Genomic DNA, 19116 nt, shown 5'->3' on the forward strand with positions numbered 1-19116 from the left:
CGAGTCAGTTATAATAACTTATGGGATACTTTTTAAAAAGCTTAACGCTTTATCTAAATCACGGGTACGGTGCATTGGTGGTAATGAATTGATAAAAGCTTCACCGTAAGGTTTGTTTACAATGCGATTGTCACACAATATCAATACTCCACGATCTTTCTCATCTCTAATCAATCGCCCTACTCCTTGCTTCAAACTGATCACCGCCTGTGGCAATGAAATACTGGCAAAAGGATCCTTATTGCTACGTTCAGCATTGGCAGCCCTTGCTCTATATAGAGTGTCATCAGGCGAAACAAAAGGCAGCTTGTCAATTATCACACAACTTAACAGTCGCCCTCTTACATCTACTCCCTCCCAAAAACTGCTTGTTCCGAGTAGAACACCATTACCGAGCTGCCTAAATTTGTTTAACAGGCTTTGTTTACTGGCTGAACCTTGCACCAACAATGGATATTGCACTCGCCTTTGTAAGGCGATAGCCACTTGCTGCAACATCTGGTGACTGGTAAATAAAATAAACGTTCGCCCTTGCGCCGCATTGATAGCTTGAATACTGATATCCACCAGCTGATTGACATTAGCCGTTGTCTGCCCTGATTTAGATAAATGCCGAGGAACACAAAACATCGCTTGATTAGGGTAATCAAATGGACTGTCTAAAATAATCTGTTTCGCTTTAGATAAACCCATTTCATCTGAAAAATGTTTTAGCTGGCGATTAACTTGTAACGTTGCTGACGTAAATATCCACTGGGTTTGCTTATCGAATAATTGCTGGCATTGTTTGGCAATATTTATTGGCGCAATTCGCAGCATAGTGTGTTGGCCACTGGGTTCAACACTGTAGGCGGCATTGGCATCATTGCATTCAAAGTAGCTATTAAGGTTAGCCACAAGCGTGGATAATTTTACAACTATGTCATCTAAAGATTCACTTCGCCCTACGTGCTCTGTGGCAACTTGGGTTAATAAGGTGAATTCTTTCAACAAATCCCAAGATGAACTCGCTAACGATTTATTCGATATCACCTGGCGCCAATCAGAAACATCAGCATCAACCAATTCATTTTGCCACGATGCCAACTTAACTAAACAACGCTGACTCAACTGCTCAAGCTGAATGGTATCTCTAAGTTCAGTTCGATAAACCTCATTGATTCGAGTGAATAATCGTTCGAATTCTCTGGTAGGCATTTGTTTTCCAAAGTAATTGATACACACATCAGGTACTAGATGCGCTTCATCAAAAACCACCACATCAGCATCTGGCAGTAACTCGGCAAACCCTGTGTCTTTTAAAAGACGATCGGCAAAAAATAAATGATGATTAACCACCACAATTTTTGCATCTTGGGCTTTGATTTTGGCTTTACGACTAAAACACTCATCATAAAAACTGCAACGTTTACCGGTACAGCTTTCTTTAGTGCTGGTGACAGTAGCAATGGTGGCTGAGTTTTCAGCCACTGCAGTTAAATTACCAATGTCGCCATCTTTACTCATACTCGCCCATTGGTTGATTCTGATGAGTTCATCGACAACCTGTGGTGACATTTGACTGATATGTTGTAAATTTTGTTCAAGTCTTAGCTGGCATAAATAATTACTGCGGCCTTTGAGCAGCGCGGTTTTTGGCGCGACTGAGAACATTTTTAACAGTAGCGGTAAATCTTTATAAAACAGCTGCTCTTGAAGGTTTTTACTGCCGGTACTGATGATGATTTGTTTGCCGCTTAATAATGTTGGTATTAAGTAAGCATAGGTTTTACCGACACCGGTACCCGCTTCAAGAATTAAATTATGTTTGTCAGCAATCGCATCACTAACAGCGACAGCCATATCAAACTGACTTTGTCTTGGGCGATAGGAATGTACCCCTCTAGCTAATGCACCTGTTGGCGAAAAAGCGATTTTTACTTCTTTTTGTAATCGAGTGGTCACATTTGACTCTTATCAGCATGTTGAACAAAGATTTTATAGGGTGTGCATTATCTATTTAAATAGACTGGGTAACAATCTTTGATCAGAATTTAGGGTCGTTTTTTGTAATCAAGTGCACTCACGTTAGATCTAATTAATAGTTAAAGCACAAGGTAAAGATAATGTAGTTAAACTAATGTTTACACTTAAGTTGTATATACAATGCGTGTAAGTTTTAGACGAAAAAACGCCCTACCTCCCTCAAGATATAAGATATATTTTTTATTTTGAAAAAGATCGTCAATATGTGTTTATTCTGTATTGCAAACAACCATAAAAGCGGTTAGATTATTTGTATACAAATTACAGCCAGTAAATAAAAGGTTGTAAATTAATTACAGAATTTAATGTTAAAGAGAATTTATTATGTTCATCCGAATCAATGCAAACCATCATCACCATCATATGCGGTAGCCTTCGGATGCTAACTGCCGGAGGATTATTTCCTTCAGGCGGTGGACAAAATACCCAAACCCCTGAAAGAAATTTCAGGGGTTTTTTAGTTTTAGGTTTTAAATATTTGTTTTTATATCAATTTTATTAGGAATTACATTATGAGCGAAACTAACAGAATACGCATTGCTATCCAGAAGTCTGGTCGTCTATCAAAAGAGTCACAAAAACTATTGAAAAGTTGTGGCGTAAAATTCAATGTTAACGAGCAACGTTTGATTGTTCACGCTGATAACATGCCAATCGATTTATTACGTGTTCGTGATGATGATATTCCAGGTCTAGTGATGGATGGTGTGGTTGATTTAGGGATTATTGGCGAGAATGTTCTTGAAGAAGAACAAATAGAACGTCAATCACTAGGCAAACCCTCTGAGTGCGTTAAATTACGCGAACTTGATTTTGGCGCCTGTCGTTTATCACTGGCAGTGCCAAACGAATTCAGCTATCAAGATGCCACTTCTTTAGAAGGTTTACGCATTGCCACTTCTTATCCAAACCTGCTACGTCGTTATATGCAAGAAAAAGGCATTAATTACAGCGACTGTATGCTTAAAGGCTCTGTTGAAGTCGCACCACGTGCTGGTCTTTCAGATGGTATCTGTGATTTGGTATCTACTGGCGCAACGTTAGAAGCAAATGGTTTATATGAAACTGACGTTATTTACCAATCAATGGCGTGTATTATCCAATCAGCAGCAGAGCAAGTACCTGCTAAACAAGCACTAATCGATAAAATATTATCACGCATGAATGGTGTCGTTCGAGCTCGCGAAAGTAAATATATCTTGCTACACGCACCGACTGAAACATTAGATCAAATCGTTGCCCTACTTCCTGGTGCTGAAAACCCGACCGTGCTGCCGTTAAATGATGATAGCAATCGCGTTGCCGTTCACGCAGTCAGTACAGAAGATTTATTCTGGGACACTATGGAAGAATTAACCGCCTTAGGCGCAAGTTCAATTCTCGTTATGCCAATTGAAAAAATGGCGGGGTAGCCTTTATGGCAGATGTAATCCAACCAATGCAGATACTCGATTGGGCTAAACTCGATAACAATGCACAAAAGCAAGCATTAGCCCGCTCGCCTTTAATTGGTGATGATAGCGTTGAGCAATCAGTTCGCGACATCATCAATGCTGTCGCCACTGACGGCGATATAGCAATTAAAGGCTTTAATCAAAAGTTTGATGGCGTTGACCTTGATACGCTAGGGCTAACGGAGCAACAAATTGATGCGGCTTGCGAGCGAGTACCCAGCGAAGTAAAACACGCTATTGCGGTAGCCTCGAAGAATATAAACACCTTTCATCAGGCGCAAACTTTTAATGCTATTGATGTTGAAACACAGCCAGGTATTCGTTGTGAGCTTAGATCAGAAGCAATTGAAAAGGTTGGTTTATATATTCCTGGTGGCAGTGCACCATTAATTTCAACTGTGATGATGTTAGCACTGCCCGCTAGAATAGCAGGTTGCAGCCAACGCGTACTCGTGAGTCCACCACCGATTAACGATGCGATAGTCTACGCGGCAAAAGTGTGTGGCATCACTGAGATATATCAAGTGGGCGGCGCACAAGCCATTGCCGCCCTCGCCTTTGGCACTGAAAGCATTCATCAAGTAGATAAAATCTTTGGTCCAGGTAATCGTTTTGTGACGGAAGCAAAACGTCTAGTATCGCAAGATGGCCGTTGTAGTGTGTCGATTGATATGCCCGCTGGCCCATCTGAGGTATTAGTGATTGCCGACAAAGACGCTGAGCCTGCTTTTATTGCTGCTGATTTATTATCACAAGCTGAACACGGCCCTGACTCACAAGTCATGCTAGTTACTGAGTCTATCGCGTTAGCTGAAAAAGTTAATCTGGCGCTCGAGTCTCAATTAAAGACTTTATCGCGTAGTGATATTGCCGCTCAAGCACTGAGCTGTAGCCGCAGTATTATTGTGAATGATATTGAGCAAGCAGCTTTAGTGTCTAATTTATATGGGCCAGAGCATTTAATCATTCAAACCAGCAACCCACGTGCAGTTCTAAAACAAGTTCGCGGCGCAGGTAGCGTGTTTCTAGGGGCTTATACGCCTGAATCAGTTGGTGATTACGCCAGTGGTACTAACCATGTGTTACCGACTTACGGTTATAGCCGCTCAGTTTCAAGTTTATCACTTGCAGATTTTAGCCGCCGCTTTACCGTTCAGGAGCTTAGCGCGCAAGGATTACAAAGCTTGGGTGAAACGGTAATGATATTGGCTGAAAATGAATTGCTCGATGCACACAAACAAGCTGTGGCAATACGTTTAAATAGCCTCTGAAATAAGAAGTAGAGTGAGAGTAGGAAGATGACTGATTCGATGAATATGCCGATAGCAGCAAGACTTGCACGACCAGAACTGCTTGAGTTAACGCCCTACGAAAGTGCAAGACGTATTGGCGGTCAAGGTGATGTTTGGATAAATGCTAACGAGTCTCCATTTAACAATAATGAACTTGATAAGCTCAATCGTTACCCTGAATGCCAACCAGTAAGTTTGATTAATGCTTACGCCGACTATTCAAAAGTTAGCGCTGATAATATTGTCACTTGCCGCGGCGCTGATGAAGCTATCGAATTATTAATAAGAGCATTTTGTGTTCCTGCGGTTGACAGTATTGCCTGTTTTGGCCCTACTTATGGCATGTATGCCATAAGTGCAAAAACGTTCAATATTGGCGTCACCAGTTTAACGCTGACAGACGATTATCAGTTGCCTAATGCCTTTGCGCAGCAAGTAGAGAATGCCAAACTGGTGTTTATTTGTAATCCGAATAACCCTACTGGCACCATCATGGATAAAGACACTATTGAAGCCGCTATTGCTGCTATGCCTAATGCTATTGTCGTTATTGATGAAGCCTATATTGAATTTTCAGCCCAATATTCTGTTGCAGACTTGATTCCTAAGTACCCTAATTTAGTGGTGTTAAGAACTTTATCAAAAGCCTTTGCACTGGCTGGCGCACGTTGTGGGTTCTTAATGGCAAATACCGACATCATTGATTTGATCATGCGCGTCATCGCGCCCTATCCGGTGCCTTTACCTGTTCAACAAGTGGCAGAAAAAGCCTTATCCGCAAATGGTATCTCGCTGATGCAACAACAGGTTGAAGCACTAAAAGTGCAAGGTAATAAACTCTCTGCAACCTTAACTGAGTTTGGCGCCAAGGTATTACCTGCCAATGGCAATTTCATCTTAGCTGAATTTGAGGATGTAGAACGGGTCGCTGATGCGCTAAAACAAGCGGGCATTGTCGCAAGAGCCTACAAAGATAACAGACTCGCTTCGCGTATTCGTTTTAGTTTTAGCTCACCAGCTGATACCGATAGATTAATTGCGACGTTCAATACGCTTGGCAAGTAAAGATAACACTGACCCTATTAAAAATATAATCGCTGGCTGGAATTGATAACGCATTAAATTAAGACGTTAAAATCCAGCGAAACAGAATAATAAAATTGAAGGAAAGAAAAAGATGAAACAGAAAATACTCTTTATTGATCGAGATGGCACCCTAGTTGAAGAACCTGCAGTAGATAAACAGCTCGATCGCTTAGACAAACTGGTGTTTGAGCCACAAGTTATTCCTTCATTACTTAAATTACAAAGAGCGGGCTATCGCTTAGTCATGGTGTCTAATCAAGATGGTTTAGGCACCGATTCATTTCCACAAGCTGATTTTGATGCGCCACATAACATGATGATGGACATTTTTTCAAGCCAAGGGGTGATATTTGATGATGTGGTTATCTGCCCTCATTTTGATGCTGACAATTGTAGCTGCCGTAAACCAAAACTTGGGTTAGTCAAAGGTTACTTAACCCAAGGTAAAGTGGACTTTACGACCTCTGCCGTGATTGGCGATCGTCACACAGATATAGAACTGGCTAATGCTATGGGTATTGCCAGCTTTCAATATCAACGTGATGGTTTAGATTGGTTAGCGATTACCGATGCACTGCTTAATAAAGGCCGCACATCGGAAGTGATTAGAACCACCAAAGAAACTGACATTAGAGTGAATGTAAACCTTGATGACACCAGCAAAGGCGTTATTAATACTGGGATTGGCTTTTTTGACCACATGCTTGATCAAATACAAACCCACGGTAATTTCAAAATGGATGTCACTGTTGATGGCGACTTAGAAATTGATGATCACCACAGTGTAGAAGACACCGCGCTTGCCATTGGCGATGCACTGCGCCAAGCATTAGGGGATAAACGTGGTATAGCCCGCTTTGGTTTCAGTCTGCCAATGGATGAAGCCAGTGGTGAATGTTTAATGGATATTTCAGGCCGCCCGTTCATCAAATTCAATGCTGATTTTGAGCGTGAGACCGTCGGTGAAATGGCCACAGAAATGGTGCCTCACTTCTTCCGTTCATTTGCTGATGGCCTTCGCTGCACATTGCATATTAGTACCACTGGCCATAATGACCACCACAAAGTCGAAGCCTTGTTTAAAGTGCTGGGCCGCACCCTTCGTCAAGCAGTAAAAGTCGAAGGTGATATTTTACCATCAAGTAAAGGCGTTCTGTAGGGAATGAATATGAATACCGACACTACAGTGATTCTTGATACTGGCTGCGCCAATTTAAGCTCGGTACGTTTTGCCTTTGAGCGATTAAATGCTGACGTTATCGTGTCACGGGATCATGATGTCATTAAAGCTGCCACCAGAGTGGTACTGCCTGGCGTAGGAACAGCTGGCGCTGCTATGGATGCCCTTAATAATCGTGATTTAGCAAACGTGATTAAACAGCTCAAGCAACCGGTAATGGGCGTTTGTCTTGGCATGCAAATGATGGCTGACAAGTCTATCGAACACGGTGGCCGCTCAGAAACTGGCCGAACTGATAATGGTATTACCTGTCTTGGTTTAATCCCTACACAAATAGACAACTTAGACAGTAAAGGTCTGCCGCTACCTCATATGGGCTGGAACCAAATTAGCGTCTCAAATCACCCGCTATTTGAAGGGATTGAAGATGGCAGTTACGTGTACTTTGTCCATAGCTTCAAAGCACCGATAAATGAATACACCATCGCGACCTCAGAATATGGTGAAAAATTTAGCGCTGCCATTGGTAAAGATAATTTCTTTGGGGTGCAGTTTCACCCTGAAAAAAGTGCCAAAGTAGGCGCAAAAATATTACAAAATTTCCTAAACATGGGGAAACCAGCATGATTATTCCAGCAATAGATTTAATTGATGGTCAAGTGGTTCGCTTATACCAAGGCGATTACGCCCAAAAAACCACATTCGATTTAAGCCCGTTAGCACAATTGCAATCGTATCAAGACCAAGGTGCAAAGCTATTACATATTGTCGATTTAACCGGTGCTAAAGACCCTGCAAAACGTCAAATCAAGTTGATTGGCGAATTGGTTGCTGGGCTTAACACAGACATTCAAGTTGGCGGCGGCATTCGCAGCGAAGAGCAAGTGAAAGAACTGCTTGAGCTTGGGGTAAAGAGAGTTGTCATTGGCTCATTAGCCGTAAAAGAGCCAGAACTTGTTAAAAGCTGGTTTGTAAAATACGGCAGTGAAGCTATTTGTTTAGCCCTTGATGTCAATATTAACCAGCAAGGCGAGAAGATTGTGGCGGTATCAGGTTGGCAAACTGGCGGCGGTAAATCCCTTGAATCCTTAGTCAGTGAGTTTAAAACCGTTGGCCTTAAACATGCTTTAGTCACTGATATTAGCCGTGATGGTACTCTTCAAGGTGCTAACAATGAGCTTTACCAAGAGTTAGCGGCAACGTACCCAGATATAAACTGGCAAGCATCAGGCGGTATCGCCTCACTTGATGATGTCGCAGCAGTGAGAGACAGTAAAGCCAATGGTATTATCATAGGTAAAGCGCTACTGATAAGAAACTTCACTGTTGAGGAGGCTATATCATGTTGGCCAAACGCCTAGTTCCTTGTCTTGATGTGCGCGATGGCCAAGTGGTCAAAGGGGTGCAATTTCGCAATCATGAAATTATCGGCGAAATAGAACCGCTTGCAGCGCGTTATGCCCTAGAAGGCGCCGATGAATTAGTCTTTTACGATATTACTGCCAGTGCCCATGACCGCGTCATTGATAAATCCTGGGTAAGCCGCGTTGCAGCGCAAATTGATATCCCCTTTTGTGTCGCTGGCGGCATAAAAACCATTGAGCAAGCTCGGCAGATGTTGGCCTATGGCGCAGATAAAATTTCAATCAATTCACCAGCACTAACTGATCCTAGTTTAATATCACAACTTCAAGATGAGTTTGGTCGCCAATGTATTGTGATTGGCATTGATTCATTTTATGACGCCGACTCAAATAGCTATAAAGTAAAGCAATTTACTGGTGATGAAGCCGCCACGAAAGACACCCAATGGTATACCCAAGATTGGGTTGAAGAAGTCCAAAAACGTGGCTGTGGTGAAATAGTATTGAATGTCATGAACCAAGATGGCGTGCGCGGTGGTTATGATATTAAACAACTCAGCATAGTAAGAGCAATATGTGATGTGCCGTTAATTGCATCTGGCGGCGCTGGTACGATGGCACATTTCAAAGAAGTGTTTGAACAGGCTAATGTGGATGCAGCCCTTGCCGCTAGCGTATTTCATAAAGGTATTATTGATATCAATGAATTAAAGCAATACCTTGCACAGCAAAACATCGCTATCAGGCTTTAACTTAAGACTATAATTTAAGGCTATAACTTAAATACAAAAATAATGTGAATTAATAACTTACATCAAAATAGAGAACACTATGACAACACAAATTACCTTTGATGGCAGTAAGTTAGATTGGGAAAAACAAGACAACTTAATTCCCGCAGTAGTGCAAAACCACCTTACGGGTAAAGTCTTGATGCTTGGTTATATGGATCAAGCTGCATTGGCTAAAACCCTTGAAATGGGCAAAGTCACTTTTTTCAGTCGCTCAAAACAGCGTTTATGGACTAAAGGTGAAACCTCAGGCAACACCCTTGACCTTGTTGCTATCGATCAAGATTGTGATAACGATAGCCTACTAATCCAAGTTATTCCTAATGGCCCTACTTGCCATACAGGCAGCGAAAGCTGCTGGGAAGACGGTAATGCCCATAGCTTTATAGATAACTTAACTAATGTGATTATTTCTCGCAAAGGTCAAAGTGCTGAATCAAGTTATACCGCCTCGTTATTTGAACGTGGTACTAAACGCATTGCACAAAAAGTCGGTGAAGAAGGCTTAGAAACTGCACTTGCGGCAGCCACTCATGATAAAGAAGAATTGATTAATGAAGCTTCAGATTTGATGTACCACTTAATTGTGTTACTTGAAGATCAAGAACTCTCAATGGCTGATGTGAATAAAAATTTGATGCAACGTCATCTCGACAGTAAATAAAGAACTTCTTAAACACAGGTAGTTTAATAACAAAAAGGCACTCGTTTTATAAAAAAAACGAGTGCCTTTTCTTATAAGCGTCTGAACTTAAGACTTCACGCTTGAGTAATCAACGATTAAACGACTAAGCTAGTTCTGCCCACAATTTTTCATCATTTTGCATTTGAAAAAGACTTTCAGCACGAGACACAAGTAAGTTAGCAAACTTTAACTGTGTTTCGTCTTTAGTTGCTCCAGATTTATGCAAATTTTCAGCTTTGAGCTGCCACATCATCGAAAAATGACGTATGGCATCACGCGCAGTAACTGCTGCTTTAACATCGACATAATCAGATGGTAGATCACCGGACATCACCCAAAAGGTTTGTTTAGTCGGTTGCTTAGATTCCATTTTCCATATAGCAAAGTAAGGTGCCAAATAGCGACTTTCATCAGCAATAACTTTCGAAGGAATAATGCCTTTTTCAGCGAGAAATTGGTTCGCTTTTTGAAAATGAGTTTTGACCCATTCACGTCGTAACTGCTCAGGATCTTGTTGTTCTATTGTAGGCTCAGCCACTGATTCACTCATACTATCTTCCTATATTATTGTTATTTGTTGTCGTCATAAATCCAACAATCACACTCAATTGAACGATCAATTGTTACGAAACGATTAAAAAGTTTACGTTTACGTAAAGTGGCAAGCAAAATTGCCACGTGGATCACAAAATTATATGAATCTAACTTTGTTGAGAGTATCGCTAAATGCTATCGTTCTGCAATAAATATAACAAGCGGTCGTTAATCAGATCAGTTTAACGACTATTTAATCGCACAGCGGAGATCACAAGTGGCTCTATTTAATCATGTCTCGTTTGATGAGCACGAACAGGTCGTGTTTTGTAACGACAAAGAAAGTGGCTTAAAAGCAATTATCGCCATCCACAATACTAATCTTGGCCCAGCTGTAGGCGGGTGTCGTATGTGGAATTATGATTCAGATGATGAAGCATTGAATGACGTATTACGTCTTTCTCGCGGTATGACTTATAAGAATGCCCTTGCTGGTTTAACTATGGGTGGTGGAAAGTCAGTAATCCTTGCGGATCCAAAGACTACCGATCGTGAAGCATTATTTCGTGCATTTGGCCGTTGTATACACTCTCTTGGTGGAAAATATTTTTCAGCTGAAGACGTCGGTGTTTCAACTGCAGATATTATGATTGCCCATGAAGAAACACCTTACATGGCTGGCCTTGAAGGTAAAAGCGGTGATCCTTCACCTTTTACAGCGTTAGGTACTTTCCTAGGGATAAAAGCCGCAGTTAAGCATCAGCGTGGTCTTGATAGCTTAAAAGGGCTTAAAATTTCGGTTCAAGGTGTGGGTCACGTCGGTTATTACCTATGTAAGCATCTACATGAAGAAGGCGCAGAGTTAATCGTAACTGATATTCATCAAGCGTCACTAGACAGAGTCGCTACAGAGTTTGGCGCTACTGTTGTCGCACCACAGGATATTTATAGTCAAGATGTCGATGTCTATGCCCCATGTGCTTTGGGCGCGACAATTAATGACACAACTATCCCATTATTAAAAGCAACGATTGTGGCTGGGTGTGCTAATAATCAATTAGCTGAAGTTCGTCATGGTGAAACATTAAAAAGTATGGATATCCTATACGCTCCAGATTATGTCATTAATGCTGGTGGTATTATTAATGTCTCATTTGAAAGTGATTATGATGCTGCAAAATCAACGGCTAAAGTTGAAGAAATTCATGCAACATTATTAAAAATATTTAGCAAAGCAGATGCAGAAGACCGCACTACCGGTTCAGTTGCTGATGAGATGGCTCGTAACATCATTAATAACGCTAAGTAATTTCATAACACCTTTATTGAAAACTAAAGAGCACCTTTATCGGTGCTCTTTTTTTATTTAGACTTTTACTTAGCTTTTTATTTAACATATCTCTAGAAAATTCCCATCACAATTCGGTACTACACTTCTTTTTCATCATGCATTTCTATCATTATGCTTCTTTATCAACAAGGTGGCACGGTCATCTGTAATTCAAATATTTTAAAAATCTTGAAATTCATTTTTAGACAAACGGCAATGTCCAAAAAATGCGTATCTTCAACTTAAGTGCTTATATCTGCCCCCTGACTATGTAAATTGCCTTAACGTGTTACATTTCTCGATTTTGGCATCGACGTTATTTTAGTATCAATGCAGATGTTGGTCATTGTGTCGATAACTCGGTACTCGTCGACCTAGAGGATCATAAATTTATAATGCGACCAGGTAATATTGATTATCATATAAAAATACCCGATTAACCTATCTTCATTATCGTTTTACATTTGCCAATTCAGTTTACTCATTGATACGCCCAGCATATTTGGTGTTACTTCAATTGTCTGATATAAGTAACTAAATACAGGGAGAAAATGCCATGAAAACAATTGAAACAATAATGAGCCCACGAGTTGTGACAATCGATATGGATGATCGACTGAACACAGCGAAAGAAATTTTCGATAATGTACCTTTTCATCATTTGGTGGTTTTGGATGAAGACAATAAAGTGGCAGGCATTCTTTCTAGAAAAGATTTAGTTAATGCTATTAGCCCCAATATTGGTACCGCAGCAGAGCTAACCCGAGATATCGATACTTTGCAAAAACGCGTACACCAAGTGATGTCACACGAACCTATTGTCATTGCACCGGATTTATCGATAGATTTAGCAGCCAAGCTCATTTTAACTGAAGGGATAACCTGCCTGCCTGTGTTAAAAGACAAACAGCTTGTAGGCATTATTAGTTGGCGTGATCTCTTAGCGCATTACTGTCACCTTGGTGAAGTCGTGCCTGTTGAGTGACCAACGGGTAAGGTACTGAATTAAATACAGTAATCTATAACATTAACACTTAAAGACTAAAAAGCTCATCGTTATTTTTTCCACTTTAGTTGTTTTAAAACAACAAAAATATATTTATCAACCTCAACAAATACATAGCCTCGGTTTCAAAAAAACTTCATTTCATTGACTGGAAAATGTCACATTTCTCTGCTTATCTTTAGGTAGCTTAACAAGCCAAGGAGAAGCTTATGACAAGTTTTATATATCAGCTAAACCAAGAAAGAATTGAGTTGCATGCCAGCGACTGGAACGGCTTTGAGCGAGTATTAATCAACGATGAAGTGGTATCAAGTAAAATTAATTTCGGTCCGCGTAGCACTCACCAAATTAAGCTACAAAATGGCAAACCTTGCATGTTGCAGTTGCTTATTGATCCCCAAACAGAACAACTCACCTGTCGGGTATACAAACAAAACGAATTAATTGCCAATTTAAAACAAGGTAAAGCGAGGCTGTTAAGCAGTAAAGTCATTTTTGAATCAGGTGTATTACTGGCTTGTTTAGCAAGCTTAGGGCTTTACTGGCTGAGTTAGAGACTTGTTATCTTGTCCTTCGCCTCCTGACTTGAAACGTTGCTAAACTAGATTTCGCAAAATATAGCTCGTTAAACAATAAAAGCCACTTTAAGTGGCTTTTATTGTTTAACAACTCGTATGGCTTATCAATCTGCAACAATATTGGATTATGGTCTATTTGCATAAAGATAGCGTGTTGTTACTGATGCAAACAAGGTGTACATTTTTATAGCTACCGCTGCCTGCTGTCACCGTTGTGATGGTGATTTTCTGAAGTGATTCAGACTCATCAATAACAACAGACAAAATTGTTCCATCACGGGAAATGATAAGCCCATCGATAAAGTCCCCCACTATCAAGTCAGCATATAATTTAATACTAATAGTACCGATTGAGCGTGGTTCAAGCCGCCCTTCTGCAATCACTAGGCTTTGATTATTATCAAGTGGATACGCTTTAATAAACGTGCTGCTGGTTGATGTGTTTATCTGATAACCATCCTCAGCATAGGAATGACTAGCAATGAGCAACAACATCGCGCTTAATAACATCAGTAGTTTCGATTTCATCATGTCACCTATATATTGGTCAGCAAACTTAACGATAGCAGTTACTCAAATTTCTTAGAGCAACCTTGTCCCTTACAAGCTAGATAGCAACTTTCTAGCTTACTTTTGATGACTGGGATTAGCTTGCTAAAGCGTTTATTACCCAAATCTAGTTTGCCATGTTGAATAAATCAACGTCGTGGTCTTCAATTATACTAGTTATAAATCGCAAGTTTTCTTTAAGTATTTCCAAACTTCGTTTGGATTAACGTCGTGGCGCTTCGCCCACACCAGAGTCAAGGGGGAAAGTGCTTGTCCCCCTTAACAATCCCTCAGCACCCCCAACGAAAAATGCTGAAAAGCGCATAATTTTCGACGGGGATTGATCCAGCTTCTGACTTCGTTTGTAGACTGCTTCGGTAATTGTCGAAAAGCCCTATCGCTTCCAATAGGCCATCCGTGGCCTAACGAAAGCTAGCTTGGCATCCATGCCAAGCTCACGGCCTTTTCTCGATGACCTCAATTCAAATTGAGCCTTTTAGGCTTTTAATGTTATACATTTTCTAACTTTGCTCTTGTTATTGCCACGAATGCAGTCAAATCGAAGAGACAATAATCCCAATGTAGATGCGTTCAAGACCTTCGAAAACATGGCGAAGTTTCACAGTGTGAAACGCTCTGAGCGAGAGGCATGGATGCCGAACTGGCAGTTTAATATGGATGTTATTTGTTTTCGCAGAGCCCACATGGATGTGTTTACGGCGTGTCTTGGATGTATCTGCATAAAAGCCTGCGGCAGGCAATGGATTAGATTGAAGTGATAGTCTGCTGTAATTGTTCCAATATGAATGAAGTTTGAACCTGGCGCTGGTAACTCGTTTCTGCCCCAAAGTGCGTTACGCGTTATTGCCAATCAGATTATTACATCTAATGATAGACACTTGGTTGAAGTTAGATCACTTACAAAATAGTGGCCAATTTTTGTCGGCCACTACAAGTATCAGCATGACGATACGGCGATGATTTTGTGTCAGTTTTACTGCTTAACAGCTGACTGAAAACACAGCAGGCGATTCACTTCGGTGCAAGTAGGCGTTATTAATGTGCATTGTCTGGCGATGAATCTATGTGGTTAATGCTTAGTTGCTGAAAAATACAGCTAATATAGTTGGCGCGTTAGTTGCTACTCCTTTAGAGGTATTATCAAGTAAAGTTAAGAGGCAACATTATGAAGTTTTATAGTCGACGATTTATTAAACCTGAGCATTTAAACCCTGCTAATTCATTATTCGGTGGCCAACTCTTAAGTTGGATTGACGAAGAGGCTGCTATTTTTGCAGGCTGCCAGATGAAGAGTTCGAGCCTAGTCACTAAGTTAATATCAGAAGTGAATTTCATGACGCCAGCGCGTCAGGGAGATGTTATTGAATTTGGCTTGTCGCTTATCAGTTATGGGTCAAGCTCAATAGTCGTTGCGTGCCAAGTGCGTAATAAACTCACCCATGCCCCGATTGTGCGCATAGATAAAATGGTATTTATCCATGTGAATGAACAGGGATTACCTGAGCCACATGGTATGCGCGCCAACGCAGCCTAATAAAGATAGATAAACTGTTTTATAACGCGGTTCTTCGGGAGGCCTTTATACTGGTTCAATCTTCACTGAGGTCATCTTTTACGGAGTTAACGGCATCGCGGGATGCATGGTCGATAGCGCGAGTAGCATCTCGTGTTGCATGACCAATGTCAGTGGTGACCTCTTTGGTCGTTTCACCGATCTGGCGGCCAGTATCTTGAAGTTCTGCACAAGCGCTGACAGTGGTTATTGTGGCGAGCACCATTATTAAAGCGGGTAATCTCACTGTATCGATCCATTTATTAGATAATTGCTGGCACTATGCCAGCAATTGTTAATTGGATCCAGCTTAGGCTTAGTGCAGTTTTAGGTGCGGATGAATTATGCGGCTAATACCTTTTGCGAGCATGAGCAAAGTCCCTTTCACTGGACCGTATAGCTCAATAAGGTGTCTTCTGTATAACGAGGTGTAAACAAAGCGTGCAATCTTACCCTCAACCATGACGCCGCCGCCAATGAACGACATTAAATTACCAACGGTGCGGAATTTTGACAGGTTGACGAGTGCGGCGAGTGCGGCGAGTGCGGCGAGTGCGGCGAGTGCGGCGAGATCTTTATAGACATAGTTTTTTGATGCCGGTTTTCATGCTAACAATAGCTTAATATTGTCTGCCGTCATCAGTGCCATCTGGCGTGCAGATTGGCCTCGGGGTGGCACCCAGCTGCCATCTTCTTGGGGGCAAGCAGCACCATCACTTGATTGATATGGTTACTCTCTAACCCGCCAATCTCCTTTAAAAAGTCAGGTGCTTTAACTCCTGTTGACCAGATGTAGTGGCTTAGTGAATTTGGCCACTAACATTTAGTTGAACACACTCTTGATATAGAAAAAGTTATTTGAAAGTTTTTAGTATTACACGCATTCCTAACTTGGAAATGTCCAAAAATAAGCTCTCTCGATTCTAAATGAGTGGCCATTCCCCCTTGGCCACTCAAACAAAATGATGAGTTAAATTGATAACAAATCTCTCGTAAACAACAGTTAAATTATTTTAAAATCATATACAAGAATACTAGTAATATTGAAGCCAATTATCTTTCATCGCTAATATGATTATCTGTTTTGAATTCGATTGTAATCAAGTATGCCTGCATCTATTGGATGATTTTTTTTGTATTGCGTCATCAATATGTCACTAAATGCCCAAAAAGAAGGGTCAGTTCTTCGAACGCCATAGCTATCTAATAAGCTTTTGTAATCAGCATTGGTTTTGACCTTGAGTACTTGAGCGACTAATGCAGGTAGCTGCGCTTCTTTTACGCGCCAAAAAGCATTGGGGTAACTGCCAAGTAGGCCGTTAACCAGTGTCACATTATCGCGTTTATATAGCCGGTTGGATTCTTCATCAAATAAGCTAGAGATGTTTTTATGGGCACTGTTTCTTATTAGGGTGAAAAGCTGAGGTTCAACAGAGGTATCTGCAGCTTCAATCACAATATAAGTAAGTTCAGGGAATATAGATGCACTTTCCCCTTGTAGATGATTAATCCTTTGAAGGTGCGCCTTACTCTCATCTGAAAGCTGGGTTGACTCAAGTGCATAACGGGTTGGCGTTACCTTTGCGACTCGCTGCTTGAGCATTTGCAATAATTCATGCTTAGGGTCGTTTGTCGTATAAATAACTTCTGTGGGTTTACTGAACTCATTGATATTGCCTTCAAGATGATCTGTTAAATACAGACTTGCATCTTGATACCAATCAGCAAGCTCTTGGTGACGGTTTTTCGTTGGTAACAAGGTTAAAAAGTTCGACTCACCTTCCATGCGAAGAAGATCCATGTACATGCGAGTAATTAATTGATGGCCAAAATTACCATAGACATCATAACCAGCCACAAGCAGGTAATGAATGCGCTCTAATAACGAATAACTGATAACCCAAGCGGTTTTAGGTTGCTCACCGATTAAGCCTTTCACGACTGATGCATTATCAAAATGGCGAAATACCGTTAGGCTAGCATTAGCATTCGTACCATTGCCGTCCCAAATTAGCTGAGTCGTTAAGTGCTCATTATTTTCGAATTCTTCTTCCAAGAATGCATTTTTAGCCCGAAGAAAGCGGCCCTGTTGTCTAGCATATTTAATCCAATTACTAACCGGTCGCAAAGTATTGCTTTCCTGCTCAGCAGGAAGTGTCAGGTTGTCGGCCTGTGAGCGATAAAATTCATTTAATTGTGAGAGGTTAGACATATCAGGGTCGACAAAAAATACCCAAAATCTGTCATTAATAACATCAAGTGCAAGCTGTCCTCGACATACCGGGCCTTTTATATACGCCATAATGGTATTTTGCGCATTATCGAGCATAAACTTATAGCGCGCCTCTACAGGTAATTCTGTGAAGGCGATAAGCGGATTTGCAGCAACTGATGGTTTATAGCTTGGTAAAGCGCTAACTGTATAATTGGGTTCAATAAACAATGACTTTATACGCTTAAGCTTTTCATCGCTAAGTGCATATGGCATATGTGTTTTATCGACAATGGTTTCGCGCACTTGCTCTAAGCGATAGTAAAAAGAATCTGTCTTTGGATCATCGTAAGGTCGACGTGTTGCGATGACATCGATGACTTCTCCAGGGGCGGTTTTCGATCTAACCAATTTAAAAAAAGTGGGTACCCCTTGCGGGCCAATTTCCTTGTTCTCGAAATATAAATGTGAAACAAACAAATGTTCAAATATATAGCGACTTGATAGTTGTTGTTTTAATGATTTTTTATTAAGGAATGTTTCCCATTTCTGCACCGCTGTAAGTTCATTGCTTGAAGGAGGAGCGACAGCTGTCATTGGTGCTCCATCCACAAGCCACTGCAGCAAGATATTATTTTCATTGTTTGATATTTGCGGTAAGCCATAAGGCATCCCCCATTTAGGGAAGTCCTCTTCATAGCTGTCCATTTCTTCAATTGATGGGCACTGTTGGTTTTGATCAAGGGAGAAGTCCCACGAGTCATCAAGTATGTCTTCTGTTGGTAAAGGATGGCTTTGTTTTAACAGTAGCATTCGCGCAATAACACCGGCTTGTATATTGGCTGCAGGTGATTGTGAGCGTTCATTCAGTACTGGAGTAAAGCCTTTATCACGCCATTGCGCCGTTGTTTGGGCATCGAGAAACATGCGAGTAGTATTTGCAGAAAGTAACCGCGTACCTTGGTACACTTTATCTTTATTCGCACCACGGTCTATACCTTCAGCGGATGACATCTTAAGTTGACAAGGCGCATCGTAACAAGCGTGGCAGACAACACATCGGTTATCGATTATAGGTTTAACATCATTAATATAGCTTTGAGCCTGAACTGAGTTTGTTTCTACCATGCGCTGTTGGGGCTGCGCTTTACCGTATAACTTATCGTAATTAAAACCCACAAAAATCGCGCAACCAGACAAGATAACACAAAGAAAAATTACCATTGTGCTGCTGTAGTACTTCAAAAATAAATTATACATAGTCAATTGGCAACCTCATGGTTTGTTGCGTTTACATCAAATGATTAGTGATGGCTTTGTGGCAAAAAATTTGCTGTGGCTTCAGGAGTAATCTTTCCCATCTCATTCAGCGATTAAATTAATCAATGATAAGAAATGAATTTGATTAGAAATATTTTGTATTTGAGATTAGCCTTTGCTGCTTGGGTTGCTATGGC

General features: G+C 40.9%; 17 protein-coding genes and 1 pseudogene. 12 read left to right on the top strand and 6 right to left on the bottom strand.

The window, feature by feature from the left end; all coding sequences use genetic code 11:
- Window positions 1-18 precede the first annotated feature (18 nt).
- Window positions 19-1944, bottom strand: a complete 1926-nt coding sequence (locus FPK91_RS04375) for an ATP-dependent DNA helicase (RefSeq protein ID WP_144208519.1) — start codon at window positions 1942-1944, stop codon at window positions 19-21.
- 593 nt (window positions 1945-2537) lie between these two features.
- On the opposite strand from FPK91_RS04375, the gene hisG reads away from it, so the two are divergent.
- The 8 genes from hisG to hisIE all read left to right on the top strand — a co-directional run bounded on the left by hisG (window position 2538) and on the right by hisIE (window position 9856).
- Window positions 2538-3437, top strand: coding sequence for an ATP phosphoribosyltransferase (hisG, locus tag FPK91_RS04380; RefSeq protein WP_144208522.1), 900 nt, complete (start codon window positions 2538-2540; stop codon window positions 3435-3437).
- Window positions 3438-3463: 26 nt separating this feature from the next.
- Complete coding sequence (hisD, locus tag FPK91_RS04385; protein ID WP_144214138.1) at window positions 3464-4750, top strand: histidinol dehydrogenase; 1287 nt, start codon at window positions 3464-3466, stop codon at window positions 4748-4750.
- A gap of 27 nt (window positions 4751-4777) precedes the next feature.
- Window positions 4778-5836 carry a histidinol-phosphate transaminase gene (gene hisC, locus FPK91_RS04390; RefSeq protein WP_144208525.1) on the top strand — a complete coding sequence of 353 codons (1059 nt, stop codon included), beginning with the start codon at window positions 4778-4780 and terminating at the stop codon, window positions 5834-5836.
- 112 nt (window positions 5837-5948) lie between these two features.
- Window positions 5949-7016 (top strand): bifunctional histidinol-phosphatase/imidazoleglycerol-phosphate dehydratase HisB, encoded by a 1068-nt coding sequence (gene hisB, locus FPK91_RS04395; RefSeq protein ID WP_144208528.1) that lies wholly within the window; start codon window positions 5949-5951, stop codon window positions 7014-7016.
- 3 nt (window positions 7017-7019) lie between these two features.
- A complete protein-coding gene (gene hisH / locus FPK91_RS04400; protein WP_144208531.1) occupies window positions 7020-7664 on the top strand; it encodes an imidazole glycerol phosphate synthase subunit HisH in 645 nt (214 codons plus the stop codon).
- Complete coding sequence (gene hisA, locus FPK91_RS04405) at window positions 7661-8398, top strand: 1-(5-phosphoribosyl)-5-[(5-phosphoribosylamino)methylideneamino]imidazole-4-carboxamide isomerase (protein ID WP_144208534.1); 738 nt, start codon at window positions 7661-7663, stop codon at window positions 8396-8398. Before hisH ends, hisA begins: the two co-directional genes overlap by 4 nt.
- Window positions 8380-9153 (top strand): imidazole glycerol phosphate synthase subunit HisF, encoded by a 774-nt coding sequence (gene hisF, locus FPK91_RS04410; protein ID WP_144208537.1) that lies wholly within the window; start codon window positions 8380-8382, stop codon window positions 9151-9153. The genes hisA and hisF overlap by 19 nt, the downstream gene beginning before the upstream one ends.
- Before the next feature lie 79 nt (window positions 9154-9232).
- Window positions 9233-9856, top strand: coding sequence for a bifunctional phosphoribosyl-AMP cyclohydrolase/phosphoribosyl-ATP diphosphatase HisIE (hisIE, locus tag FPK91_RS04415; RefSeq protein WP_144208540.1), 624 nt, complete (start codon window positions 9233-9235; stop codon window positions 9854-9856).
- A gap of 124 nt (window positions 9857-9980) precedes the next feature.
- Here hisIE and FPK91_RS04420 read toward each other — a convergent pair whose 3' ends face one another.
- Window positions 9981-10427: a DUF4826 family protein gene (locus tag FPK91_RS04420; protein WP_144208543.1), complete on the bottom strand. Its 447-nt coding sequence runs from the start codon at window positions 10425-10427 to the stop codon at window positions 9981-9983.
- 261 nt (window positions 10428-10688) lie between these two features.
- Between FPK91_RS04420 and FPK91_RS04425 the strand changes: the two genes are divergently transcribed.
- The 3 genes from FPK91_RS04425 to FPK91_RS04435 all read left to right on the top strand — a co-directional run bounded on the left by FPK91_RS04425 (window position 10689) and on the right by FPK91_RS04435 (window position 13301).
- A complete protein-coding gene (locus FPK91_RS04425; RefSeq protein WP_144208546.1) occupies window positions 10689-11720 on the top strand; it encodes a Leu/Phe/Val dehydrogenase in 1032 nt (343 codons plus the stop codon).
- A gap of 577 nt (window positions 11721-12297) precedes the next feature.
- On the top strand, window positions 12298-12726 hold the full coding sequence (locus FPK91_RS04430) for a CBS domain-containing protein (protein WP_144208550.1): 429 nt from the start codon (window positions 12298-12300) through the stop codon (window positions 12724-12726).
- Window positions 12727-12956: 230 nt separating this feature from the next.
- Entirely contained in the window at window positions 12957-13301 is a 345-nt protein-coding gene (locus FPK91_RS04435) for a hypothetical protein (protein WP_144208552.1), read from the top strand.
- Window positions 13302-13457: 156 nt separating this feature from the next.
- Here the strand turns inward: FPK91_RS04435 and FPK91_RS04440 are convergent, their stop codons facing one another.
- The gene (locus FPK91_RS04440) at window positions 13458-13856 is read right to left on the bottom strand and encodes a PliI family lysozyme inhibitor of I-type lysozyme (RefSeq protein ID WP_144208555.1); all 399 of its coding nucleotides are present in this window, start codon (window positions 13854-13856) and stop codon (window positions 13458-13460) included.
- A 1204-nt stretch (window positions 13857-15060) separates the two neighbouring features.
- On the opposite strand from FPK91_RS04440, the gene FPK91_RS04445 reads away from it, so the two are divergent.
- Entirely contained in the window at window positions 15061-15429 is a 369-nt protein-coding gene (locus FPK91_RS04445; protein ID WP_144208558.1) for an acyl-CoA thioesterase, read from the top strand.
- Window positions 15430-15484: 55 nt separating this feature from the next.
- Here FPK91_RS04445 and FPK91_RS04450 read toward each other — a convergent pair whose 3' ends face one another.
- The 3 genes and pseudogenes from FPK91_RS04450 to FPK91_RS04460 all read right to left on the bottom strand — a co-directional run bounded on the left by FPK91_RS04450 (window position 15485) and on the right by FPK91_RS04460 (window position 18919).
- Complete coding sequence (locus FPK91_RS04450) at window positions 15485-15673, bottom strand: hypothetical protein (protein ID WP_144214140.1); 189 nt, start codon at window positions 15671-15673, stop codon at window positions 15485-15487.
- A gap of 90 nt (window positions 15674-15763) precedes the next feature.
- Window positions 15764-16239: pseudogene (locus FPK91_RS04455) on the bottom strand (NAD(P)/FAD-dependent oxidoreductase); the annotation flags it as partial.
- A gap of 283 nt (window positions 16240-16522) precedes the next feature.
- Complete coding sequence (locus tag FPK91_RS04460) at window positions 16523-18919, bottom strand: fatty acid cis/trans isomerase (protein WP_227006685.1); 2397 nt, start codon at window positions 18917-18919, stop codon at window positions 16523-16525.
- Between the last annotated feature and the right edge of the window lie 197 nt (window positions 18920-19116).

Source organism: Shewanella donghaensis (assembly GCF_007567505.1).
In the GTDB taxonomy this organism is placed as follows: Bacteria; Pseudomonadota; Gammaproteobacteria; order Enterobacterales; family Shewanellaceae; genus Shewanella; species Shewanella donghaensis.

Excerpts from the sequence above, each read along its gene's own strand:
- hisB (WP_144208528.1), top strand. The coding sequence starts at position 5,949 with ATGAAACAGAAAATACTCTTTATTGATCGAGATGGCACCCTAGTTGAA.
- hisA (WP_144208534.1), top strand. The coding sequence starts at position 7,661 with ATGATTATTCCAGCAATAGATTTAATTGATGGTCAAGTGGTTCGCTTA.
- FPK91_RS04445 (WP_144208558.1), top strand. The coding sequence starts at position 15,061 with ATGAAGTTTTATAGTCGACGATTTATTAAACCTGAGCATTTAAACCCT.
- hisIE (WP_144208540.1), top strand. The coding sequence starts at position 9,233 with ATGACAACACAAATTACCTTTGATGGCAGTAAGTTAGATTGGGAAAAA.
- hisH (WP_144208531.1), top strand. The coding sequence starts at position 7,020 with ATGAATATGAATACCGACACTACAGTGATTCTTGATACTGGCTGCGCC.
- hisG (WP_144208522.1), top strand. The coding sequence starts at position 2,538 with ATGAGCGAAACTAACAGAATACGCATTGCTATCCAGAAGTCTGGTCGT.
- FPK91_RS04450 (WP_144214140.1), bottom strand. The coding sequence starts at position 15,673 with ATGGTGCTCGCCACAATAACCACTGTCAGCGCTTGTGCAGAACTTCAA.
- hisD (WP_144214138.1), top strand. The coding sequence starts at position 3,464 with ATGCAGATACTCGATTGGGCTAAACTCGATAACAATGCACAAAAGCAA.
- FPK91_RS04420 (WP_144208543.1), bottom strand. The coding sequence starts at position 10,427 with ATGAGTGAATCAGTGGCTGAGCCTACAATAGAACAACAAGATCCTGAG.
- hisF (WP_144208537.1), top strand. The coding sequence starts at position 8,380 with ATGTTGGCCAAACGCCTAGTTCCTTGTCTTGATGTGCGCGATGGCCAA.
- FPK91_RS04460 (WP_227006685.1), bottom strand. The coding sequence starts at position 18,919 with ATGTATAATTTATTTTTGAAGTACTACAGCAGCACAATGGTAATTTTT.
- hisC (WP_144208525.1), top strand. The coding sequence starts at position 4,778 with ATGACTGATTCGATGAATATGCCGATAGCAGCAAGACTTGCACGACCA.
- FPK91_RS04435 (WP_144208552.1), top strand. The coding sequence starts at position 12,957 with ATGACAAGTTTTATATATCAGCTAAACCAAGAAAGAATTGAGTTGCAT.
- FPK91_RS04440 (WP_144208555.1), bottom strand. The coding sequence starts at position 13,856 with ATGATGAAATCGAAACTACTGATGTTATTAAGCGCGATGTTGTTGCTC.
- FPK91_RS04430 (WP_144208550.1), top strand. The coding sequence starts at position 12,298 with ATGAAAACAATTGAAACAATAATGAGCCCACGAGTTGTGACAATCGAT.